General features: G+C 34.2%; 16 protein-coding genes and 1 riboswitch. Of the genes, 12 read left to right on the forward strand and 4 right to left on the reverse strand.

Translation table 11 applies throughout. From position 1 onward, the window contains the following. Positions 1–1,032, reverse strand: a 1,032-nt coding sequence (locus tag K8V80_RS04105) for an aspartate kinase (protein WP_276775648.1), incomplete at its 3' end; no start/stop codon positions are given. An 898-nt stretch (positions 1,033–1,930) separates the two neighbouring features. Here K8V80_RS04105 and K8V80_RS04110 point away from each other — a divergent pair. The 9 genes from K8V80_RS04110 (at position 1,931) to tenA (ending at position 14,059) form a co-directional block, all read left to right on the forward strand. Next, a complete protein-coding gene (locus K8V80_RS04110) occupies positions 1,931–3,397 on the forward strand; it encodes a RimK family protein (protein WP_276775650.1) in 1,467 nt (488 codons plus the stop codon). Between the two features lie 171 nt (positions 3,398–3,568). Further along, on the forward strand, positions 3,569–4,414 hold the full coding sequence (locus tag K8V80_RS04115; protein ID WP_276775652.1) for a hypothetical protein: 846 nt from the start codon (positions 3,569–3,571) through the stop codon (positions 4,412–4,414). A 27-nt stretch (positions 4,415–4,441) separates the two neighbouring features. Next, positions 4,442–5,815, forward strand: a complete 1,374-nt coding sequence (locus K8V80_RS04120; RefSeq protein WP_276775654.1) for an alpha/beta hydrolase family protein — start codon at positions 4,442–4,444, stop codon at positions 5,813–5,815. Between the two features lie 198 nt (positions 5,816–6,013). Continuing rightward, positions 6,014–7,174: an NAD(P) transhydrogenase subunit alpha gene (locus tag K8V80_RS04125; RefSeq protein ID WP_006745615.1), complete on the forward strand. Its 1,161-nt coding sequence runs from the start codon at positions 6,014–6,016 to the stop codon at positions 7,172–7,174. A gap of 62 nt (positions 7,175–7,236) precedes the next feature. Then, on the forward strand, positions 7,237–7,551 hold the full coding sequence (locus K8V80_RS04130; protein WP_006745616.1) for an NAD(P) transhydrogenase subunit alpha: 315 nt from the start codon (positions 7,237–7,239) through the stop codon (positions 7,549–7,551). Continuing rightward, positions 7,548–11,132 (forward strand): NAD(P)(+) transhydrogenase (Re/Si-specific) subunit beta, encoded by a 3,585-nt coding sequence (locus K8V80_RS04135; RefSeq protein WP_276775657.1) that lies wholly within the window; start codon positions 7,548–7,550, stop codon positions 11,130–11,132. The genes K8V80_RS04130 and K8V80_RS04135 overlap by 4 nt, the downstream gene beginning before the upstream one ends. A 166-nt stretch (positions 11,133–11,298) precedes the next feature. Further along, complete coding sequence (locus K8V80_RS04140) at positions 11,299–12,483, forward strand: MFS transporter (protein WP_276775659.1); 1,185 nt, start codon at positions 11,299–11,301, stop codon at positions 12,481–12,483. Between the two features lie 42 nt (positions 12,484–12,525). Next, positions 12,526–12,620, forward strand: a riboswitch (TPP riboswitch). A gap of 81 nt (positions 12,621–12,701) precedes the next feature. Next, the gene (locus tag K8V80_RS04145) at positions 12,702–13,409 is read left to right on the forward strand and encodes a class I SAM-dependent DNA methyltransferase (RefSeq protein WP_276775661.1); all 708 of its coding nucleotides are present in this window, start codon (positions 12,702–12,704) and stop codon (positions 13,407–13,409) included. A 2-nt stretch (positions 13,410–13,411) separates the two neighbouring features. Continuing rightward, a complete protein-coding gene (gene tenA, locus K8V80_RS04150; RefSeq protein ID WP_276775663.1) occupies positions 13,412–14,059 on the forward strand; it encodes a thiaminase II in 648 nt (215 codons plus the stop codon). Between the two features lie 56 nt (positions 14,060–14,115). Here the strand turns inward: tenA and K8V80_RS04155 are convergent, their stop codons facing one another. The 3 genes from K8V80_RS04155 to K8V80_RS04165 all read right to left on the reverse strand — a co-directional run bounded on the left by K8V80_RS04155 (position 14,116) and on the right by K8V80_RS04165 (position 17,407). Further along, positions 14,116–16,062 (reverse strand): LTA synthase family protein, encoded by a 1,947-nt coding sequence (locus K8V80_RS04155; RefSeq protein WP_276775665.1) that lies wholly within the window; start codon positions 16,060–16,062, stop codon positions 14,116–14,118. Positions 16,063–16,220: 158 nt separating this feature from the next. Next, complete coding sequence (locus K8V80_RS04160) at positions 16,221–16,682, reverse strand: GNAT family N-acetyltransferase (protein ID WP_006744330.1); 462 nt, start codon at positions 16,680–16,682, stop codon at positions 16,221–16,223. Positions 16,683–16,828: 146 nt separating this feature from the next. After that, positions 16,829–17,407 carry an RNA polymerase sigma-70 factor gene (locus K8V80_RS04165; RefSeq protein ID WP_276775668.1) on the reverse strand — a complete coding sequence of 193 codons (579 nt, stop codon included), beginning with the start codon at positions 17,405–17,407 and terminating at the stop codon, positions 16,829–16,831. A 181-nt stretch (positions 17,408–17,588) separates the two neighbouring features. Here K8V80_RS04165 and K8V80_RS04170 point away from each other — a divergent pair, with 181 nt between their 5' ends. The 3 genes from K8V80_RS04170 to K8V80_RS04180 all read left to right on the forward strand — a co-directional run bounded on the left by K8V80_RS04170 (position 17,589) and on the right by K8V80_RS04180 (position 24,074). Next, entirely contained in the window at positions 17,589–18,590 is a 1,002-nt protein-coding gene (locus K8V80_RS04170; protein ID WP_276775670.1) for a FecR family protein, read from the forward strand. Between the two features lie 529 nt (positions 18,591–19,119). Next, on the forward strand, positions 19,120–22,419 hold the full coding sequence (locus K8V80_RS04175) for a SusC/RagA family TonB-linked outer membrane protein (protein ID WP_276775671.1): 3,300 nt from the start codon (positions 19,120–19,122) through the stop codon (positions 22,417–22,419). Positions 22,420–22,442: 23 nt separating this feature from the next. Then, positions 22,443–24,074: a SusD/RagB family nutrient-binding outer membrane lipoprotein gene (locus tag K8V80_RS04180; RefSeq protein WP_276775672.1), complete on the forward strand. Its 1,632-nt coding sequence runs from the start codon at positions 22,443–22,445 to the stop codon at positions 24,072–24,074. Positions 24,075–24,200: the final 126 nt, after the last annotated feature.

Consider the following 24,200-nt stretch of genomic DNA (forward strand, 5'->3'; position numbering starts at 1 on the left):
TATTTCTGCTTTTGAAAACACCTCAAATAAACGTTCAGAAAAACCAGTAACACCTACCATACCTGGACCTTCAAGAGTAATTAAAGCCACATGATCTATGTTACTAATACCTCGCACAGCATTTCCATTAATCCGAGGAATAGTATGATGAATAATAGTACCAGCAGCCTCAGGCTCAAAAGTATTCTTTACATATAAGGGTATATTCTTCGCCAAAATAGGTTGTAAAGTGGGAGAATATAATACTTTAGCCCCAAAATGCGAAAGCTCCATTGCTTCTTGAAAGCTCAAGCTTTTTATAGTCCTAGCTTGTTTTACCAACTTTGGATCGGCAGTATAAATTCCACTCACGTCGGTCCATATTTCAAGAGATTCCATATCTAAAGCGGCAGCAATAATAGCCGCAGTATAATCAGAGCCTCCTCTACCTAATGTAGTGATTTGTTTAGATTCAGATTCAGCAACAAAACCCGGAATAATAGATACCTTGTGTTTGTTTTCTCTAAAAAAAGAACGGATTAAAGAGTTGGATAAGGTAAAATTTACGATTGCCTTACCAAAGTGCTCATCTGTTTTTAATATATCTCTGCTATCTACCAAGTGACAGTCGGCACCTTCTGCCTTTATTACTTCTGAGAGTATATAAGCAGATAATCTCTCCCCATAAGAAAGAATTAAATCTTCTGTTTTTTTAGAAAGCTCACCCAGAAGACAACAGCCATTTAATAGCACTTCTAGTTCATTGAGTTTGAGAATTACCTGACTTAGGACTGAGGCTTGCTTTGAAGTAGGAATTAAACTTTTAACAATTTGGATATGATGGTTCTCTATCTGACTAAAAACTTGAAGATATTTTTCATCTTTCACTGATGCACTCTTAGCTGCATCAAGTAAGTAATCTGTCATATCGCCAAAAGCAGACACAACAACTAATATAGAATCATTTATGCTTTTATCTTTTATGATTTGAATACAACGTAATATATTTTCGACATTACTCACAGATGAGCCGCCGAATTTGACAATTTTCATATTTTACCTGTTTGAAATTATTGAAAACACAAAATAGAAGAACGTCATTTATGAATATAAATGACTACAGTAGTAGCTATATGTCAATATTATACCCCTTACGGGGTAGTTGTTGTAGTAATCGTGTATGTAGAGCCTAAAGAAGTGCATCCTCTACTAATATAAATAGTAGAAGTACCTAAAAAAGATGAGTATGTAATAGAGTTGCTCAACATATCTGTGAGGCAAGGTAAGTATTCTATTTCTAAAATCCTATCAAGAATGAAAACATTTTGATTTTAAAAGACATAAACCACAATCATATTGATACATTTCCAATCAAGTATTGTGCTTTTATTACTTAAAATTCATATCTAAATAGATACTGAATATGAGGAAAGAAAAGACTATTTTTAAAAGCACTCCTGGAGCTAAGATCGGTAAAGTCTTAGCTATTACATACATGATAAACCCAATAGATATCCTTCAAAATACACCTAATTATTGTATAGGTTAATAAATTTTATTATCCGCTCAGTCGCATGAAACTCAATTCATAAAGAATGTTCCAATAACGATAAAATTAATTCTCCTATTAGGCAGATAAAGAATCAGTCTATTTATCACATTAGCAATACTCAATACTGGCTATTATATGACTAGAGTTCAATAGATTATAAGTAAGTAAATAGGATCTCTTATTTTAATATTAATTATTGAATTATTTATTTGCAAAACGAATTTTATTCCAAACTTAATTACTTAATTTGCACCCCGAAATTTTAGTGTAATAATGCTGTAAAAGTATTAGTGCCTCAACTATTTACCCCTCCAAAAGAGAAAGCAGTTAAAGCTTAATATTCTGACAGTTCATTATTATTAAATCAATGTTTTTTATAAATACATTTAATAATTAATCATGAATAGTGTCTTAATCTTATTGGATAGTTTGAATGACTGGAAACCTTATTACGAGACGAATAGCATTTTAACTGTATCCGATTACTTAAAAAACAAATCACTTAGCAAGGGAAAAAAACTAGTAATTAATCTTAGTAATAGCTATGTCTATAATTCGGAAGGCTACTACGGCTCTTTACTAGCTCAAGCAAGAGGTCACCAAGTTATACCAGGCGTACGTACTATCAATAAACTAGAAGCAGGAACAGGAATTCGTATGGACCAAACGTTACAAAAACTTTGCTACCAATGGATTCAAAAAAATAACATCACAACAGATACTTGGTATCTAAATATTTACTTCGGCTCTTGTCTAGAAAAAGGACTAGAAAAGATAGCTCGATTTATTTTTGATAATTACCCTTGCCCTCTTTTGCAAGTAGAGCTAAATACTCGCTCTAGAAACCAAATAGAATCCATAAAATATTTATCTCTAGATAATCTGGACGAAACACAACAAGACTTCTTTGCTAATGCACTAGATAAGTTTAACAAAAAGGTTTGGAGAAGTCCACGTACCCCAAAAACTTGTAGATATAACTTAGCTATTCTGCATGATCCCTCTGAAAAATTTCCACCTAGCAACAAACGTGCTATTCATAAATTCTTAGAAATAGCCAAGAAAATGAATATCAATGCAGAACTGATCACAGAAGAGGATGCTACTCGATTATTAGAATTTGATGCTCTATTTATTCGCTCCACTACTTCTCTAAATCATTTTACATTCCACCTTTCTCAGAAGGCCGAACAAAATGATATTGTAGTCATTGATGATCCAACCTCTATTATACGTTGTACGAATAAGGTGTATCTAAAAGAACTTTTGGCAAAAGAAAAGATTCCAGCTCCTGCCTCAACACTTGTTTTTCAATCTAATCAAAACTCTTTCAAAGAAATTAGTGAGAAAATAGGAAGTCCTTTTATTCTTAAAATACCTGATGGTTCTTTCTCCCATGGCATGAAGAAAGTAACTAGTGAAGAGACTCTACAAAAAGCCTTAGACATTCTATTTGAAGATTCAGCTATTATCTTAGCTCAAGAATTTACTCCTACTGAGTTTGATTGGCGTATTGGTGTATTAAATGGTCAACCTCTATATGCTTGTAAATATTACATGGCAAAAGGGCATTGGCAAATCTACAAACACTTAGATTCAGGTAAAAGTGATAGCGGATTAGTAGATACTATACCTCTATACAAAGTACCTCAAGATGTAATAAGAACAGCTTTAAAAGCTACATCTCTGATCGGAAAAGGACTTTATGGTGTAGATTTAAAAGTTGTAAATGGAAAAGCCATGATTATTGAGATCAACGATAATCCAAGTATCGACTATGGAATTGAAGATGCTATTTTAGGAGATGATCTCTATTATAGAATTCTTAATTATTTTATTCAAACCTTAGAGCAAAGAAGTCATTAACACTCTAAAACATTAAAATCGATATTTTATTTTGATAAAGAAGCGAGATTATGTATTCCATGCATCATTTCGCTTCTTTGTTAAGTGGAAATATAAATGCTCATTTTAAATTACTTTTATTACTAAAATAATTATCTTACTATCCATAAACCCAATAAAAAGAATTGACACATGAAAAAATCTCTTTTTACACTTCTAGTAGTTTTTCTGTCTCTCACTATTCAAGCTCAACATAGAGCACACATTTCTACCAGTTTTAATGGAGGCCTTGAGTATCACGTTAATGGTTATAAAGCCACATTACAAACTAATATTTTTGATGACCTTATTTTTAAAGACAATAGGAATAATCAAGTGAAGTTCAATAAGGATTATATGGAGTATGCTTCACACGATAATGATTGGTTTCAGAATTATAAATCCTTACTTTTTAACACTCTTATTCAACGATTTAAAAATGAAACTAACTATAGTGAAACCTTTTCTGTAGATATATTTGGAGATCTTAAATACGAAGACAACAAAGGAAACAGAGCTAGCTTAAAAAAGAATATTTTTGATGAATTGGTTTATAGCGATAGTAAAAACAATGAAATAAAAATCTCTAAAGATTATATAAAAAGCAACTATAAAAGTTCGCCTTCTGATAAGCGACTACGCTACATCTTGTTTTCCGATTTACTGAATAATCTTTGGGATAATCGACAAGTGGGAATACCTGACAATATCGACACACAGAATAACGACTCTTGGATTGACGATGATTGGGATATAGACGTTGAATACTCCGATAAGCACAGACCTCATCAGCACAAGAGAGATTACTTATATGAATACAAAGATAATAAAGGAAATTGGGCTACTTTAAGAGAGAATAAATCAATGAAGAAAACTTATGAAGATAGTTCGGGTAATATCCTAACATTTAGTGTACCCTCGTGGAAAAAACAAGTAAACAGACACCGAACAGAAGAAGCATTCTTTAATTATTTAACAAGGGAGTACTTAGTAAAATAAGTCCCTTACCTATTAAAAGACCATACTATGAAAAAACTATTACTAATCTTAACCGTATTAATTTCTATTCCTTGCTTAGGTCAAAACTTAGAAGGAAGTTGGAAAGGAATAATTGAAATCCAAGGAACAAAATTAAATCTTGTTTTCAATTTTAAAGAAGCAGGTGGCAATTGGTCTGCTACAATGGATAGTCCAGACCAAGGAGGCTTTGGAATCCCAATGGACGAAGTAACCATAAATCAAAATAAGGTCCTTGTGAAAAGTAAAGCCTTACAGCTAACTTATGAAGGCACTATCACCAAAGACTGTATTGAAGGTATATTTCAACAAAGTTTCCTTCAAGTTCCCTTAAACCTAAAGAGTGACACATCTGAAGCCTCTCAAAGACCACAAGAGCCTCAACCACCGTTCCCTTATCAAATAGAAAACATATCATTCCCCTCATTAGACAAATCCATAACCTTATCGGGAACATTAACTCTCCCCGATGACTTAAAAAAACATCCAGCAGTAGTCCTGATAGCAGGAAGTGGTCCCGCCAATAGAGATGAAGAAATCTTTGGACATAAACCCTTTGCTGTAATTGCAGATTATCTAACACGACAAGGTTTAGCAGTTCTTCGCTATGACAAACGAGGTATTGGAGAATCAACGGGTTCATTAAGAGAGGCTACAACATTAAACTTAGCTGAAGATGTAGAAGCTTCCATTCAATTTCTGAGAAATCATCCCAATATTCAAAGTAATAATATTGGTTTAATAGGGCACAGCGAAGGAGGAATTATAGCACCCATGGTAGCTAGCAGAGATCAAGCTATCTCCTTTATAGTACTTCTGGCTGCTCCTGGAATGACTGGTAAGCAAATTCTAAAGAAACAAAACGAAGAAAGCATACAGCGTTCTCCAATAACCAATGATCAAAAAACAAAAGCCCTCAATGTCGCTGTCCAGTATTTAGACTACTTAGCCCAGACATCTAGTGAAGGAACAAGTACAGAAGCTCTTCACAACACACTAGATAGTATAATATCTATCAACCTAGCTGAAGATATTTTTCCTCAAGTTAGCAGAGAAGAGATGATTAAATCCACCAATAATAATTGGATTATCTATTTTCTTAATCTAGACCCATCAGAGTACTTAAAGAAAGTACATTGTCCAATTTTGGCACTAAATGGAACAAAAGATATTCAGGTTGAAGCAAATAGTAATTTAAAGATAATCGAAAGTAGTGTAAAAAATAAGGAATTACTTACTGTGAAGAAATATTTAAACTTAAATCATCTTTTTCAAAAAGCAGAAACGGGTGCTATAAATGAATATGCACAAATTCAAGAAACTTTTTCAGAAGATGTACTGAGAGACATACTAACTTGGATATCGCGCTACATAAAGTTTTGATACAACTCTCATAGATAGAGATATAAATGTTATAAAACATATTAGCTTATATTCTTACAAAATATATTCATAAAAAATTAGTTTGTCATTTTAAAAGACTATATTTGATTAAACACATAACCTAAAGAATACTAACAATATAAGTTGATTTAGTTAAACTAATGTAAGCTTTTATTAATACTATAAAACACAAATATCATGATTATCGGAATTCCTAAAGAAATTATGCCTGGGGAAGCACGAGTAGCCGCAAGCCCAGAAACAGTCAAGAAATTTGTTGCTGATGGTGCACAAGTTTTAGTAGAAAAAACTGCTGGTGATGGTTCATTCTATCACGATGAAGATTACAAAGCAGCAGGTGCAGAACTTATTGCAACAGCAGAAGAAGTGTACAAACGTGCAGAGCTTATTCTAAAGGTTAAAGAACCTCTCTTTAACGAAGAATACAAAAAACATGAAGTAGATTTAATGCATGAGGGTCAATACCTGATTACATTCATTCACCCAGCTTCACCTGTCAATCATGAAATGGTTAAGATGCTAGCTAAGCAAGGAGTTATAAGCTTAACTCTGGATGGTGTTCCTCGTATCTCTCGCGCACAAAATATGGATGCTTTGACATCAATGAGTACATGTGCAGGATATAAAGGTATCTTAATGGCATCAAACTACCTTTCTAAGTTTATGCCTCAAATGTTTACAGCTGTAGGCGCTATTCAACCAGCTAAAGTACTTGTACTAGGTGTAGGTGTAGCCGGTTTACAAGCATTAGCTACTGCAAGAAGACTTGGAGCAATCACTTATGCAGCTGATATTCGTCCTGCTGCTGCAGAACAAGCTCAAAGTTTGGGTGCAAAAGTTATTGACACAGGTGTACCAGCAGAATTAGCTATTGCTAAAGGTGGCTATGCAAATAAACTATCTGAAGAATGGCTAGTAAAAGAACGTGAAAACCTTAAAGACATTATAAAAGAAGCTGATATTGTATTCTGTAGTGCCTTAGTACCTGGTAAAGTTGCACCTATTCTTATCACAGAAGACATGTTAAAAGACATGAAGAACGGATCTGTAATTGTCGATATATCCATTGACCAAGGTGGTAACTGTGCTCAGACTCCTCCAGGTGATGTTGAAGTGAAACACAATGTAACTCTTGTAGGTATTAAAAACATACCAGGTATGTTACCAACAAGTTCTACATGGATGTTCTCTCAAAACGTTTACCACTTAGTTCACTTCTTAACGAAAGACAATAAGATAGTCCTTGATTTCAACGATGAAATCGTTCAGTCAATCCTTGTTACTCATGACGGAAAAATTGTTCATGCCGGAGCAAGAGAGGCTATGAATTTAAGTTAAAACCTTTTCATCATCATAAAACAGTAGCTAATTAATTAGCTACTGTTTCTAAATTATAGACTATGAATCCTATCTATTTAATACTCATTTTTATAGTGGCAACTCTATTAGGGTATTTCATTATTAAAAATGTTCCTAGTTTACTTCACACCCCTTTAATGTCTGGAATGAATGCTCTTTCAGGAATAACGATTCTTGGGGCAATATTGGCTGTAGGTATAACTTATAAATCAGACCCTTCGGGAATCAGATTTCTCATTGGTCAAATTATAGGAGGCCTTGCTATTATAGCAGCAACCATAAATGTGGTGGGAGGTTTTGGTGTAACAGATAGAATGTTACGTATGTTTAACAAGAAAAAAAACACTAAGAAATGAGTGCATTAACTTATTATATTATATGTGCCGTACTCTCAATCATGGTACTCATTGGTATTTCGAAGATGAGTAAAGTAGAAACGGCAACAAACGGTAATAGGCTCAGTGCATTAAGCCTTTTTTTAGGGGTAATACTCACTCTTGTCTATTACGATATCTTCGATGTTAGCTTTATCTACATTTGCATTCTAATTGGGTCTATCATAGGATACTTCTTTGCCAAGCGAATAAAAATGATACAGATGCCTCAGCTTGTTGCTTTACTCAATGGTATTGGTGGAGCAGCTTCAGCCTTTGTAGGTATCCTTAGTTATGTACGCATCGGATCCACTCCCTCAGAATATGAGAACTTCACCAGCGTTACTGCTGTTCTTGCTATTGTTGTAGGTTTAGTTACTTTAGTAGGTAGTTTAGTTGCGGCAGGTAAGTTGCACAAAGTTTTACCACAAAAACCTATTGTATGGAAAAATCATCAACTACTAACGACAATCTTCATTATAGGTAGTATTGTTCCTGTTGTTGGAGCCTATTTCTCACAAGACAGTAGTTTTTTCTTTGCTAATCCTTCTTTTGTACTCCTATTATCAATAGCATCAAGTTCCCTATTCGGACTTACTTTTGCAATACGTGTAGGTGGAGCTGATATGCCTATTACGATTTCACTTTTAAACTCTTTAAGTGGAGTAGCTGGAGCAATTGCAGGTATGGCTATTGGAGATATATTATTAGTTTCTGTAGGTGGTATTGTTGGTGCATCTGGTTTATTATTAACTCAGATAATGTGCCGCAACATGAACCGTCATCTAATAGATATTTTACTAGGAAAAACCTCAGCTGCAGGGAAACCTAAAGCAGCAAGTTCATCTAAGGCAACTGTTCAATCGGCACCACAAAAAGCAGAAAAGAAAGAAGAAACCTTATCTGATATTGTGAGTAATGCAAAGGAAGTCATTCTTATTCCTGGTTATGGTATGGCTTTGGCTCAAGCTCAACATCAAGTAAAACAGTTAGCTGATAAACTAGAGAAGAATGGAGCTAAGGTTCGTTTTGCAGTACATCCCGTAGCTGGTCGTATGCCTGGTCATATGAATGTCCTTCTGGCTGAAGCTGATGTTCCTTATGATGAGTTATATGAAATGGAACAGATCAATGATGACTTTAAAAAGACAGATCTAGTAATTGTTATTGGTGCTAATGACGTAGTTAACCCTGCTGCACGAGAAGCTGAGGGAACACCTATATATGGTATGCCTGTTCTTAATGCAGATCAAGCAAAAAATGTCATCGTTTGTAATTATGATACCAAACCTGGTTATGCTGGAGTAGAAAACCCTCTATACAAAAGCAGTAAAACAAAAATGCTTTTAGGAGATGCTAAAGAATCTCTATACAAGATATTAGAGGCCGTACACAAGCCATCAGACACAAAACAAACTAATGGAGCTAAAGAAGAGAATCGTATAGTTTCGCTTATGAGCAATGCAAAAAGCGTTATTTTGATTCCTGGTTATGGTATGGCTCTGGCTCAAGCTCAGCATCAAGTAAAACAGTTAGCTGATAAACTAGAGAAGAATGGAGCTAAAGTTCGTTTTGCAGTACATCCCGTAGCTGGTCGTATGCCTGGTCATATGAATGTCCTTCTGGCTGAAGCTGATGTTCCTTATGATGAGCTATATGAAATGGAACAGATCAATGATGACTTTAAAGAAACTGATTTAGCAATTGTCATTGGAGCAAATGACGTAGTAAATCCTGCTGCTCGTGAGGCAGAAGGAACACCTATATATGGCATGCCTGTTCTTAATGCAGACCAAGCTAAAAATGTCATTGTTTGTAATTATGATACCAAACCTGGATATGCTGGAGTTGAAAACCCTCTATACAGCAGTGATAAAGCCGAATTACTTTTAGGTGATGCCAAAGAGTCACTTAATAAATTAATTGATGCTATTCAAAAGCCAGGATCAGGGAAACAAGAATCGGATCAAAAAGGAGATGATTTAGACTTTGTTCTAAGTACAGCCAAAAGTGTTATTTTAGTACCTGGTTATGGTATGGCTTTGGCTCAAGCTCAACATCAAGTAAAACAATTAGCAGATAAGTTAGAGCGCAATGGAGCTAAAGTTCGTTTTGCAGTACATCCTGTAGCTGGTCGTATGCCTGGTCATATGAATGTCCTTCTAGCTGAAGCTGATGTTCCTTATGATGAGCTATATGAAATGGAACAGATCAATGATGACTTTAAAGAAACTGACTTAGCAATTGTCATTGGAGCAAATGATGTGATCAATCCTGCTGCTCGTGAAGCCGAAGGAACTCCTATCTATGGTATGCCTGTTTTAAATGTAGATGAAGCTAAGCAAGTTATTATCTGTAACTATGATACGAAACCTGGTTATGCTGGAGTTGATAATCCTCTTTACAGTAGCAACAAGGCTAGAATGTTACTAGGTGATGCCAAAGAATCTCTTAACAAACTACTTGAAGCCGTGAAGAAGCCAGAAGAGCTTTCTGCTTCAGAGCCTTGTCAAGAAGAAGGAAATGACTTAGCAAAAGTGGTTAATGAAGCTAAGCAAATTATTTTAATACCAGGATATGGTATGGCATTAGCTCAAGCTCAACACCAAGTAAAACAATTAGCTGATAAATTTGAACAGAACGGCGCTAAAGTTAGATTTGCAGTACACCCTGTTGCTGGCCGTATGCCTGGTCATATGAATGTTCTTCTGGCTGAAGCCGATGTTCCTTATGATGAGCTTTACGAAATGGAGCAAATCAATGATGACTTTAAAGATACAGACTTAGTTATCATCATCGGAGCGAATGACGTTGTAAACCCTGCAGCTCGTGAAGCTGAAGGTACTCCGATATATGGAATGCCTGTTCTAAATGCCGACCAAGCTAAGCATGTTATTGTATGTAACTTTGACACAAAACCTGGTTATGCTGGAGTAGAAAACCCCCTTTATGAAAGTGATAAAACAACACTACTTCTAGGGGATGCAAAAGAATCAGTACATCAAATACTTGACGCTATTGGTAAAAAGTCTGTAGCAACATCGCAGCCCAAAGAAGAAGGTATAGATTTTAAAGCGGTTCTAAAGAATGCAAAAGAAGTCATCCTTGTGCCTGGATATGGTATGGCATTGGCACAAGCTCAGCACCAAGTAAAACAGTTGGCTGACAAACTAGAACGTAACGGAGCTAGAGTTCGCTTTGCTGTGCACCCTGTTGCTGGTCGTATGCCTGGTCATATGAATGTCCTTCTGGCTGAAGCCGATGTTCCTTATGATGAGCTTTACGAAATGGAACAAATTAATGATGATTTTGCCAAAGCAGACTTAGCCATTGTTGTTGGAGCAAACGACGTAGTAAATCCTGCTGCTCGTGAAGCTGAAGGCACTCCTATTTATGGTATGCCCGTTTTAAATGTTGACCAAGCAAAGAATATCATTGTTTGTAACTTTGATACGAAACCTGGTTATGCTGGAGTTGATAATCCTCTTTATGAAAGTCCAAAAGCTAAGTTAATGCTTGGCGATGCTAAAGAGTCTCTACTTCAACTATTAGATACTATCTAAACCTTGAAACAATATCTCTTACAAGAGTTGGATAATACTTAGCCTTAAGAATTATCCAACTCTTTTTTATTGTGAAATAGAAATAAACACAAACATATTCTTCACACTCCTACTCTTTAAGCTAAAGTTTCTGTTTCTTTGTAGCAACATTGAAATTATAAAATACATGCTCCCTCAACTCAAAGAAAACCAAGGGATCTCTTCAGGATTACTTTGGCTAATTACTCTAACTACAGCATTCTCCGTAGCCAATCTTTATTATAGCCAACCACTACTAGGTATGATTCAAAAGGAGTTAGGAATATCGGCTGTACTTACAAACACTATATCTATTGTATCACAAGCAGGTTATGCTCTTGGACTCTTTTTCATTGTTCCTTTAGGCGATATGCTCAAAAGAAGAAATATTATACTGAGCAATTTTGGTATTATTACCCTATCTCTTCTAATTATAGGCATTGCTCCCAATATTCACACCCTATTAATAGCCTCTTTTATAACTGGTCTATGTTCTGTTACACCTCAGTTGTTCTTACCCCTTGTTTCTCAGTATTCTACTCCTGCAACAAAGGGCAAACATGTTGGTATAGTAGTATCGGGATTACTAACTGGTATTTTATCCTCACGTGTGATAAGTGGTTTTGTAGGTGAGCTTTTAGGTTGGAGATCTATGTACTTCATTGCTGCTTGTATCATGGCGCTTTGCTTTATAATGCTTTACGCATTCTTTCCTACTATTCTGCCCTCTTTTAAAGGGAAATATAAAGATTTAATGAAATCTTTGGTTACCATAATAAAAGAAGAGCCTAAACTAAGATTTGCAGCAGTCAAATCAGGTTTAGCCTTTGGTTCATTCCTTTCTTTATGGGCTATGTTAGCCTTTAAAATGGCACAAGCTCCTTTTAATGCAGGAGGAACAGTTGTAGGGTTGCTTGGATTATGTGGAGTAGCCGGAGCATTGGCCGCTTCTTTTTTAGGCAGATATGTGGATAAAATAGGACTTTATCGAATTAATTTTATGGGTAGCTGTCTGATGCTTCTTGCCTGGTCTGGGTTGTATTTTTTACAAAATTACTATGCTGGAATCATTTTGGGAATTATAGTACTCGACATAGGTATGCAATGTATTCAACTAGGCAACCAAACTAGTATATTCACCCTTCGTCCACAAGCTGTCAATAGGGTTAATACTATATTTATGACAACCTATTTTATTGGTGGAGCTACGGGAACCACCTTAACAGGGATAGCATGGGGCTATTTAGAGTGGAAAGGGGTTGTGCTAACTGGATCAACTCTTATATTCATCTCTTTTCTTATTAACACTTTTCAGTGGCATTATAAAAAATAATAGATTGTAACTATTTGTATCCATATTTTGATTATGTTTGTAATACAACGTTAGGGGTGCTCCAGATACGGAGCTGAGATTACACCCTTGAACCTGAGATGTTTAATAACAGCGTAGGCAAACGGTAAAACTAAATTATAAATAGTATCTATTTTTATATTATCAATATAAAGCCGTTTCATAAATAATGAAGCGGCTTTTTTATTTTATAACCCAATATGAATAAACAAACATTCGACCAATATGCTGAGAAGTATGATTCTTGGTTTTTAGAAAATAAAAATGTCCTTTACTCTGAAGTGAAGTTAATAGCAAAAGTATTAGAAAATAGTGGTGAAATCTTTTCAGTAGGTTGTGGGAGCGGTCTTTTTGAAAAAATTCTAAGAGACGAGTTTAATATTGACATCAAATACGGTCTGGAACCTTCAACAGACATGGCAGGTATTGCACAGAAAAGAGGTCTAGAAATTGAGATAAACACTGCTGAAAAAGCAACCTATCAAGGCAAGAAATACGATACTATCATCTATAATGGATCTCCTAGTTATATAAAAGATTTAGATCAAGCATTAAAAAGAAGTTTTGATGCTTTAAAACCTGGTGGGAAAATTATCTTAGTAGATGTTCCTAAAGAAAGTTCATACGGTATGATGTATAATTTAGCATATAGCGTTGGTAGTTGGAATCATGAGCTAACAGAAGGGGTATATCCCAGAAATCCCTATCCCATTGAATTAGTAAAAGGAGCAAACTGGAGAACAACTTCTGAAAAAATTGAAGCTCTAACCCAAGCAGGTTTCATTAACTTACAAAGTGCTCAAACTTTAACAAAACACCCCGTATATTCTGATAATAGCATTGAAGAACCTATCGAGGGATATGATTGTGGAGATTATGTAGCCGTTTACGGATTTAAAAAAGAATAGTTATGACGTGGACAGATCAAGCATGGAATAGTATTCAACCCATTTTCAAAAAGACTATTAGTCACCCTTTTATTCAAGAATTGATGAATGGAAACTTACCTCTGGAAAAATTCAATTTTTATATTCAGCAAGATTCTATTTACCTCTCCAGTTATGGGAAACTCTTAACAGGACTAGCAAGCAAGTTTAAAGATCCTGAACATAGCAGAGCTTTTATACATATCGCAGGAGAAAACATGGATCAAGAAAAAGAATTACACAAATCTTTTATTAAAGAAATTGAATTGGATATTGAGCCTAGTCCTGCATGTGAGTTATACACCTCTTATTTATTAAAACATCTTGCTGTATCACCTATAGAAGTAGCTTTGGCAGCAGTAATGCCTTGTTTTGTGATTTATCAAAAAGTAGGAAGCTATATCTACAAACACCAAGTGAAAGGGAATAACCCCTACCAAGCATGGATAAATACTTACGCAGGTACAGAACATGTAGAATCTGTCATTACCGCAACAAGAATATGTGATGAAATTGCAAGAAACTGTACAGAGGAGCAACAAGAAGCGATGTTAAATGCCTATAAAACATCATCTAGAATAGAGCATATGTTTTGGGATAGTGCCTACCACTTAGAAAAATGGATTGTGTAACTTATACTTACCAAAAGAGGAGGCATAAAAATGTCTCCTCTTCTTACATGATACTCTTATTTTACCAAACCAGGTAAAGTATATTTCCTTTCCTTGTACAACATGTTTGCTAAAAGTACATGAGCTAGAGCATCTCTAGCAAAATCCTCATTTAATTCTACGGGAGTATGCTCTATATCACTACCCAATTTAAATTGTAAAGGCTCACGATTGGGTTGCATGATGATCATATCTTCTTCTACTCTAAAAGCATTAATATCATGAAATTGCATAATAGCTCGTCCAGGAACACTATCGGGTAGAGTCAATAAGTCTCTTCCTGGCATAGGATGGTTAAAATCCTGTCCCAACAAGCCCAATAGAGTTACAGGTATATCAATTTGACTACAAAGCTTTTCATATTCAGAGGCTTCTAATCCCGGAGCTATTACTAGAGCAGGAATATGGAATTTATCAACAGGTACTAGATGATTACCATAAGTACGTGTATTGTGATCTGCAATAATAACAAAAACAGTATTTTTATAATAATCTTCCTTCTTAGCCATATCAAAGAATTTACCGATAGCAAAATCGGCATACTTCATTGCATTATGTACGGTCGCCTGAGGTTGCTCATATAAATCAATTCTATCTGCTGGAAACTCAAACGGTTCATGATTTGAGCTAGAAAACATTAAGGAGAAGAACGGTTTATCTCCTAAAGACTTGAAATACGTATTAGCTTTTAGGACTAAATCTTCATCAGAATAACCCCATGTACTTTTTAATGCATACGCATTGCCATCATCTTTAAATGAGGTTTCATCTAAGATATCATCAAATCCATTTCCACTAAAAAAAGAGGCCATATTATCAAAATTAGCCATACCTCCATAAATAAAACTAGTCTGATAACCATAAGGTTTCAATAAGTTAGCCAGTGTAAAAAAGCCATCTTGAGAGTTGGGCAACTTAACCACACTTTCGGATGGAGATGGTAAAAAGCCAGTTGTAACCGCCTCAATACCTCTCACACTACGAGTTCCAGTAGAATATAGATGTTTAAAAAGGACTCCTTCTTTTGCTAAGTTATCTAGGTTAGGAGTCAAAGGTAAACCATCTAAACAACCTACATATTCAGCTCCCAAACTCTCTTGGAGGAAAATCACTAAATTGTAAGGTCTTTCAAGTATCGTATCACTCTTTTGAGTATGCAATAAGGGTATATCACTTGAAATAAACTCAGAGCCACCTACCATCATATATTTTCTCACTCTCTCTAGAGCTTCATCAAACTCCATTTTCCCATAAAGCTTAGATGGATCAATTTCATTTTTTAGGGAATAGGCTGAAAAGGCTAATGTATAAAGAGAGTTTGTACCCATAACATTAGCTAATTGATCATTACTAAACACAGAATTACTAGCATTCATCGGTCTTCTAGATGTTAAACTGCCCCGTGCACCCCAAAATAGAAGGAATCCTACTAATGGGAAAAGAAGATAACGAATCTTCCAAGTACTTTCTTCTACATAAAAAACAAAAACCACTGATTTTTTTATCAACCAAATAACAACACCTAAAACTACAGCCATCGCTACAATGGTAAGAGGTCTTGCCTTGATCAGCATAGTAAAAACCTCTTTAGGATAGATTAGATATTCTAAAAAGAGTTTGTTTGGCCGAGTATCATACTGATCTATAAACTCAGGAGTTACCAACTCCATAAAAAATACCAGAAAAAGAAGAATTCCACAGTATGTGCCTAAGATACGGGTAGTATACCAACGCTTAGAGGAAGGCATGAACGTAAGTAACAAGGCAGGAATAAATGACAAATAACTCATTAAAATCACATCTATACGCAAACCTAATATAAACATTTGCATATATCCATCGACTTCTATGAGTCTGTCTTTGTAAAGAGTAAATATTGCTAATCGACTTATCGTTAGCACTATTAGACCAATCATAAAAAAGAGGAAAAGAGGTCTTAAATACGAAACTTTATTATTTTTCATCGAACTAAATTGTGTATATACTTACAAATATCTCACAATTTAGCTATTCATACAATTATTTTGAAAGTTTTATGATTTCATTAGTCTATACTCAACTTAAAACCAATCCATTAAAAGTCTTTTCAAACATGATTAGCAGTTCAATATAAACTCAAAGTTTACAGATCTTTCTTCATGATAATATGTGGGATACCTGCATTTATAAAAGAATTTCCAGTCATGATAAACCCATATTTTTCATAAAAGACTTTAAGGTAGAGTTGAGCTTCTATTTCAATAGCATTAGCTTCGAGCAACCCCTCAACAACTTGGAATGTTTGTTCCATCAACTCATGCCCTACTCCTTCTTTTCTATACTCTTTCACAACAAGAAAACGACCGAAGGATGCTGATTTTGAAAAGATTATGTTCTGAGGGAAAATACGAGTATAGGCTACTAATTCTGTTTTTACAAAACCTAATAGATGCAAAGCTTTTTGATCTTGATAATCAATATCCTGATAATAACCTTGTAATTCTAATACAAAAACCTCTTGCCTAACATGTAGTATTTTATACAGCTCTCTACTCGTTAATTCATTAAAAGACTTTACAACCCATTTTATATCTCGAATATTCATATTTTTTACTCTAAAAGATTCGACGTACAAAATAGAAACATATCGTCATAGAATAGATCACTCAACTTATTTAAAACACTTTTAGTGACTAATTTTCGGTCAAGTAAACTATTATGTTACAGCAATAAATCAAGAATATACTATTTCTATATGAAACTCAATAATAAAATGAGAGGTAAAAGTAGAGGAAGGAATTCTTTTAGACCACCACGAAGGAATTTTAAAGCTTGACTAATCCGATAATTGATCGTTTGAGGAGACACATCTAAATAATCAGCAATTTCTTTATGTGTCATATTCTTCAAACGATTTAACTCAAAAGCCTCTCGATAAGTATCGGGCATCGTTTTTAGTAATAGCTGATATTTCTTAAAGATAGATCCATTTACAAAATCATCAGGTGTTGCTAAATCTTCAGATTCTCGTATTATTTCTGCATAAGCTCGCCTACGAACATCTAAATGAGCTATCTTATTTAAGGACCTATTCTTGACCATAGTAAACAGCAATGACTTTAGAGACAATTTATATGATATCTTGTTTCTATTTTCCCAAACCCACAACATTACTTCTTGAACAACTTCTTCTGCTTCTTCAAAATCCACATATTGTGAAGAAAAGGCCACTAAACCCCTGTAGTAAAAAGTGTAAATTTTTCTAAAAGCATCATGACTCCCTTCATTTAGTTGCTGGATGAGTTCTTTACTATTTTCACTATTTGTCAACGCCAATTCACTCCATATTTATATTCCGACTGCAAACCTACAACAAAAGATACACATCATCAAAAAATATTTTTTAAAAAAAAACCTCTTTTTATTTAGTACTTATATATACTTAATTGTATTAACTTTACAACAACCATATATTAAATTAAATATAGATACAGACATTCTGAAAAGAACCATGGAGCTAGACTATAAAACACTCACTAAATATATTGACAATAGTTTATCGACTGAAGAAACCCAAAAAGTCGAAGAATGGTATAATAAATCTGAAGAGCATAAACAAAAGATGCAAGATTTTTATACTGTTTACAAACTAGAGAAGGCTTCTTATGCCTACGAAAAAGCGGATGAGAATGTCAGTTTTGAAAGGATAAAGAGCAAAATAACTCTTCACAAAGATAATACTTCTCCTCTGTCACCAACTCGCTTTATTCCTATTTTTAGAAAGATAGCAACACCACTCGCAGCCTTTTTTACAGGAATAGTCCTTACTGCAAGTATACTCTTATTCCTTATGCGAGATAATATTAATGCTACCTATATTGCATCAACCGATGATAACCAAAGAAGTGAAATAACGTTACCTGATGGAACAAAGGTTTGGTTAAATGCAACAACACAAGTAAAATACACAGAATCATTTTGGAATAAAAAGAGAATTTTGGCGCTTGATGGTGAAGCATACTTAGAGGTAAAACCCAATAAAAAAAAGCCATTTATTGTATCTGCTCAAGATGTAGATGTAAAAGTGCTTGGAACTAAGTTTAATGTTCGCTCCAGAGAAAGTGAAGCTGAAGTTATAACTACATTACTAGAGGGTTCAGTCCAAGTAAAAAGTTCAAAAGTAGAAGACTCTACCATTTTAAAGCCAGGACAAAGCATCATTATAAATGCAAAAGATGGCAGTTCTGAATTATTTACATATAGTAAACCTCATAATATTTTACTTTGGAGAACAGGAGAGTTAACCTTTGATAAAAGTACATTACAAGAGATTGCACAAACACTTGAACAGCATTTCAATATCCATTTTCAATTTGAGAATGATAAGCTAAAAGAAGAAATATACACTTGTTCCTTCTCTACAAATGATAATATAGACTATATATTAAATATACTAACACTCACCGAAAAATTTAAATATAGAGTAATAGATAATAAAGTTATTCTATACTAAATAAAGAAACTCTCTAGGTCTATACACTAGAAGTATAAAGCTGATTAATATTTATAAGAAAGAAAATCCCAAAAGCAGAAATGTTTTTGGGATTTTTATTCTTTAGCTATCTATAGAACTAAAAAGAACTCATTTTTTCCAACTTAAATAAAACTAAGAAGATCTTTTGACTAACTCATGCTATGATCATAACACCGACAAGACATCATCATGTCGGTGTTATGATAGATCTATGACTCAGACTAAAAAATAATTTCCTTTAAAAAGACTCTAACATCAAAAGTATTAAAACTCTAATAAACAGATAGTTAAGTTATATATGAAAATATTTATATAAAAAAACGCAAACATTCTTTAGTAAGACTTAAAACCAACTTGTATTACTTATAACTTTTGAAATCTAAACATAAATTAATAAACACTCTAAAAAAATGAAACAACACATTCCATAAACTTTTCAAAGAAAAACAAATTACTCTTATCAAGAGTAAACACTATTACTTATACATTTTTTATCAATTAACAAACTATGAAATACAAATTTCAATATTTGTTGTTGATTCTACTATCAGTATCAATGAGCACCTTTGCTAATGCACAGAGCTCTAAAATTACGGTAGATTTCAAAGAATCAACATTAGAACAAATCATCAAAGAGATAGGGCAACAAGCATCCCTATCAATTGTGTATAATGTCAAAGACATAGACACTCAAGGAAAATATAGTATTAAAGCAACAAACGAAGATGCATCAGTTGTTGTTGAAAGACTACTAAAAAACTCGAATGTTAATTACACAATCAAGGACAATCATCTTGTATTATCCGCTAAACAAACAGCTAAAGCACAACAATCAACCACAAGACACAAAGTAACAGGTAATGTAGTAGATGAAGCTGGAGAATCCTTAATCGGTGTTAGCATTGCTATTAAAGGTTCATCAACAGGAACTATTACAAACATTGATGGCGATTTTAGTATCGATGTTCCCAATGGTAGCGAATTAGAAGTTTCATACATCGGTTATATGTCTCAAAAATTTAAAATCACAAAAGGTCAAGACCTGAAAGTTGTTTTAAAGGAAGACACTAAGACACTCGATGAAGTAGTTGTTACTGCCTTAGGTATTAAACGTGCAGAAAAAGCACTTAGCTACAATGTACAACAAGTAAAGGGAGATGAACTTACTTCAATAAAAGATGCAAACTTTATGAACTCTATTTCTGGTAAAGTTGCAGGTGTAAACATCCAACGAAGCTCTGCAGGCGTGGGTGGTTCTACTCGTGTAGTAATGAGAGGGAATAAATCAATCATGGGAGATAATAACGTTTTATACGTTGTTGATGGTATTCCAATTGGTAACCAAGCAGACAGAAGTGGAAGTGGCACAGGTTTCGGTGGTATGACTTCAGGAGAAGGTATCTCGAATTTTAACCCTGACGACATTGAAAGTATTTCTGTCCTTACAGGTCCTTCTGCTGCTGCTCTTTACGGAGCTTCTGCTGCAAATGGCGTAATTCTTATTAATACAAAGAAAGGTAAAGAAGGCAAAGTCAGAGTCAATGTCAATTCTTCATTTGAAGCTGCTAACGCATACATTTTACCAGAATTTCAAAATACCTATGGTAATAAATCTGGTGATTCCAGATCATGGGGTGATAAATTAGCAACTCCGACATCTTATGATCCAAAAGATTTCTTTAATACAGGAAATACTTTTAATAACTCATTCAATATATCGGCAGGAACAGAAAAAAATCAAACTTACTTTTCTGCTTCAGCTATCAATGCAACAGGAGTTGTTCCTAACAACAAATATCATAGATATAATGTAACTCTTAGAAATACAGCTAAATTCTTTAATGACAAACTTACTATTGATGCATCAGCTAGTTATGTTAGAGAATTTGCTAATAATATGGTTTCTTTTGGTACATACTTTAACCCTATTGTAGGAGCATATCTATACCCAAGAGGACAAAACTTTGAACAAGAAAAGTATTTTGAAAGATACAATGAAAATCTTGGATATAGTGAACAATACTGGAGTCCTGGCGACATGGGTATGGATATCCAAAACCCTTACTGGATTGCATATCGTAACATTAGACCAGAAGCAAAAGACAGATATATGTTTTATGGACAAGCAAAATATGATTTAACTAATTGGTTAAATATAGCAGGGCGTGTCAGATTAGATAATACTTATACTGAAAAAGAAGATAAAAGATATGCTTCAACTATAAACACATTTGCTAAACCAAAAGGAAGATACACCTATTCTAACTCTACTTTCAAACAAAAGTATGCTGATATTATGGTGAATTTAGACAAAGATCTAAATACTAATTTTCACTTAACAGCGAATATCGGTTCTTCTTTTGAAGAGTATGATACAAAAGGTCGTGGATATGGTGGACAATTATTATTAGTTCCTAATAAGTTCACATATACAAATATTGATCCAACCAATAGTACACCTTCAGAAATAGGAGGAAATAGTAGAACAAGAAATTTTGCAATGTTTGGTTCCACAGAGCTATCATGGAACTCTGCTCTATATTTAACTCTAACAGGTAGAGGGGATAAACCATCTCAATTAGTAAATAGTAAAAATGAATGGATTTTCTATCCATCAATAGGTCTTTCAGCTCTAGTAACAGAACTATTGTCAGATGATTTACAACAAAGAATTAAGCCTGTTCTTTCTTTCTTGAAAGTTAGAACTTCATATACAGAAGTAGGTTCACCTATTCCATTCACAGGTTTAACTCCAGGTACTATTACTCACAATATTTCAGGAGGAGCTGTTGATCCTTATGAATATTATCCTGTGTCAGATCTAAAGGCTGAAAGAACAAGATCATATGAATTAGGGGTTGATTCTAAATGGTTTAACAATATTCTTTCAATTGGTGTTACCTTATATAAATCAAATACATATAACCAATTGCTAAAGGCTCAATTATCAAAGGGTTCTGGTTATAACTATATGTTTGTTCAAGCTGGTAACGTACAAAATAAAGGTATTGAAATAAACTTAGGCTTAAGCCAGTCTTTCAAAGACTTTGAATACAATACAGTATTAACAGCTACAGCTAATAGAAATAAAATTAAAGAATTAGCTCACAATGTAAAAAACCCTGTAGATCCTACACAAATACTAGACCTTTCAGACATCCAAATGGGACGTTTCCGTTTGAGAGAAGGAGGTCAAATTGGAGATCTGTATGCAGATGAATGGTTAAAACGTGATGACGAAAATCATATTAACTACAACAAAGAAGATGGTGATCAATTACTAACCGAATCAACTACTCCATATAAAATTGGTTCTGTCAATCCTAAATGGAATTTAGGCTGGAACACCACACTTTCCTATAAAGGCTTTAGCTTTAACATGCTCTTTAATGCTCGTATTGGAGGACAAGTTATTTCCAAGACACAAGCTATGCTTGACAAGTTTGGAGTTTCAAAGGTTTCAGCACAAGCAAGAGATGCAGGAGGTGTACAAGTAGGTGATTTTGTAGTAGATCCTAAAACCTATTATGAATCAGTTTCAAATCTTGATGCATATTATGTGTACTCTGCAACAAATGTAAGATTACAAGAAGCTCGTCTATCATACTCTTTCCCTAAGAAATGGTTTAATAACATTGTTAATGATTTGTCATTATCAGTTTATGGAACAAACCTTTGGATGCTTTATAATAAAGCTCCATTCGATCCAGAATTAACTGCATCAACAGGTACATTTGGACAAGGTTATGACTACTTCATGCTTCCAAGTCAAAGAACGTTTGGAGTTGGACTTAAAGTAGGTTTCTAATCTTTAATTTTAATATTATAAAAATGAAGAAATATATATATTTAGCATTAATAGCATTACTATCTGCTTGTGCCGACTATGAGGATATTAATTCAAATATCTACGGTGTTACAGATTCAGAGTTAAAAGCGGGAGGACTAGCATATGGTTCCGCATTTATGAAAATGCAACAATTAGTTATCCCTATTGGGTCTCCTGATAAAACTACAGATCCAGGTAATGATCTTCAAAATACAGATCTAATATCTTCTGGAAACTATATTGGATATTTCGGAAACAATAACAATTGGGGCTTCAATATTGAATCAAATTGGAACTTTAGAGAAGACCGCATGACTTATGCTTATGAAAACTTTTACTCTAAGCTATATAGATCATGGAATGATATTTACAAAGAAGCAAACGGATCTGAAGAACCTAATGATAAAGCAACTTTAGCACTTGCTAATATTGTAAAAGTAGCAGGTTGGTTAAGAGCAACTGACGTTTTTGGACCTATAGTATATACTAATGCAGGAAAAGGTAGTATTGCTCCCAAACTAGACTCACAAGAAGATGTATATAGAGCAATGCTTGCAGATTTGGATGAATCAGTAGAAATTCTAAAAAACTACACTTCATTATTAATGAATGACTATGATGTGATCTATGGCGGTAACACTAGCAAATGGGTGAAATTCGCAAATTCTCTTATGCTAAGAATGAGTGTACGTGTACATTTTAAAGACCAAGCTTTAGCACAAGAGTACATTCAAAAAGCTCTCGATCCAGCAAACGGAGGTGTCATTGAGAATATTGAAGAAGAAGCTAAAATTCAAAGTACCAGTAAAATGCCATTATTAAATTCTATTATAGCTTCTATAGATTATGGTGAAACAAGAATGGGACTAGGTATATGGAGTTATTTAACAGGATATGAAGATCCTCGTATATCTAAATACTTTACTACAGGAATCTATGATGAGCAAGAAGCTTATTTAGCGGTAGTTCCTACTAACAGTGAGAGCAAAAAGGATACAAAAAACTCACCTTTATTTGCATCTGAACCAAATGTTAATGAAGGTTCTCCACTCTACTGGATGCGTGCATCGGAAGTATTGTTACTAAAAGCTGAAGCAGCATTATTTGGGTTGATTTCAGAAAATCCAAAACAATTATATGAAGAAGGTGTAGCTATGTCATTTGAAGAAAATGGAGTAAAAGGCGTGGAAAAATATCTGAAATCAAACTCAAAACCTACAGATATAAACATAGACGGCAGGAATTATTATTATAGTTACTACTCTGCCAAAATTTCTGAAAAGAATACATCGCCAAACTGGAATGATATGAATCAGGCCTCTAACCTGAGCCAAAAAGAACAGCAATTTCAGAAAATTATAACTCAGAAATACTTAGCATTATATCCAAATGCTGTTGAAGCTTGGACAGAGTATCGTAGAACAGGTTATCCTTTTATACTACCTCCTGATGATAAAAATGCTCCTAAACGAATTGGTTGCACAGAGTGTCTTGCACCAGAACGTTTTAGATATGCACCAAGCGAATACAGTAACAATCCTAATATGAATGAAATTCCATCTCTATTAGGTGGAGAAGATACAGGTGCTACTAAAATGTGGTGGGTTCGTGCAGACAGACCATCTCAACGCTAATTTAAAGAAAATAAAGACAATGAAATCAAATATAAAAACGCTTATACATATAATACCTTTTGTATTGACAATGGTATTCTTACCCCAAGCTTGTAGTAAGTGGACAGACACTGAACGAGATATTTT

Source organism: Bacteroides coprosuis, from assembly GCF_020741705.1.
Lineage (GTDB): Bacteria > Bacteroidota > Bacteroidia > Bacteroidales > Bacteroidaceae > Bacteroides_E > Bacteroides_E coprosuis.

What these genes read in the sequence shown, in the direction of transcription:
- K8V80_RS04110 (WP_276775650.1), top strand. Translation starts at nt 1,931, where the DNA reads ATGAATAGTGTCTTAATCTTATTGGATAGTTTGAATGACTGGAAACCT.
- K8V80_RS04115 (WP_276775652.1), top strand. Translation starts at nt 3,569, where the DNA reads ATGAAAAAATCTCTTTTTACACTTCTAGTAGTTTTTCTGTCTCTCACT.
- K8V80_RS04120 (WP_276775654.1), top strand. Translation starts at nt 4,442, where the DNA reads ATGAAAAAACTATTACTAATCTTAACCGTATTAATTTCTATTCCTTGC.
- K8V80_RS04125 (WP_006745615.1), top strand. Translation starts at nt 6,014, where the DNA reads ATGATTATCGGAATTCCTAAAGAAATTATGCCTGGGGAAGCACGAGTA.
- K8V80_RS04130 (WP_006745616.1), top strand. Translation starts at nt 7,237, where the DNA reads ATGAATCCTATCTATTTAATACTCATTTTTATAGTGGCAACTCTATTA.
- K8V80_RS04135 (WP_276775657.1), top strand. Translation starts at nt 7,548, where the DNA reads ATGAGTGCATTAACTTATTATATTATATGTGCCGTACTCTCAATCATG.
- K8V80_RS04140 (WP_276775659.1), top strand. Translation starts at nt 11,299, where the DNA reads ATGCTCCCTCAACTCAAAGAAAACCAAGGGATCTCTTCAGGATTACTT.
- K8V80_RS04145 (WP_276775661.1), top strand. Translation starts at nt 12,702, where the DNA reads ATGAATAAACAAACATTCGACCAATATGCTGAGAAGTATGATTCTTGG.
- tenA (WP_276775663.1), top strand. Translation starts at nt 13,412, where the DNA reads ATGACGTGGACAGATCAAGCATGGAATAGTATTCAACCCATTTTCAAA.
- K8V80_RS04155 (WP_276775665.1), bottom strand. Translation starts at nt 16,062, where the DNA reads ATGAAAAATAATAAAGTTTCGTATTTAAGACCTCTTTTCCTCTTTTTT.
- K8V80_RS04160 (WP_006744330.1), bottom strand. Translation starts at nt 16,682, where the DNA reads ATGAATATTCGAGATATAAAATGGGTTGTAAAGTCTTTTAATGAATTA.
- K8V80_RS04170 (WP_276775670.1), top strand. Translation starts at nt 17,589, where the DNA reads ATGGAGCTAGACTATAAAACACTCACTAAATATATTGACAATAGTTTA.
- K8V80_RS04175 (WP_276775671.1), top strand. Translation starts at nt 19,120, where the DNA reads ATGAAATACAAATTTCAATATTTGTTGTTGATTCTACTATCAGTATCA.
- K8V80_RS04180 (WP_276775672.1), top strand. Translation starts at nt 22,443, where the DNA reads ATGAAGAAATATATATATTTAGCATTAATAGCATTACTATCTGCTTGT.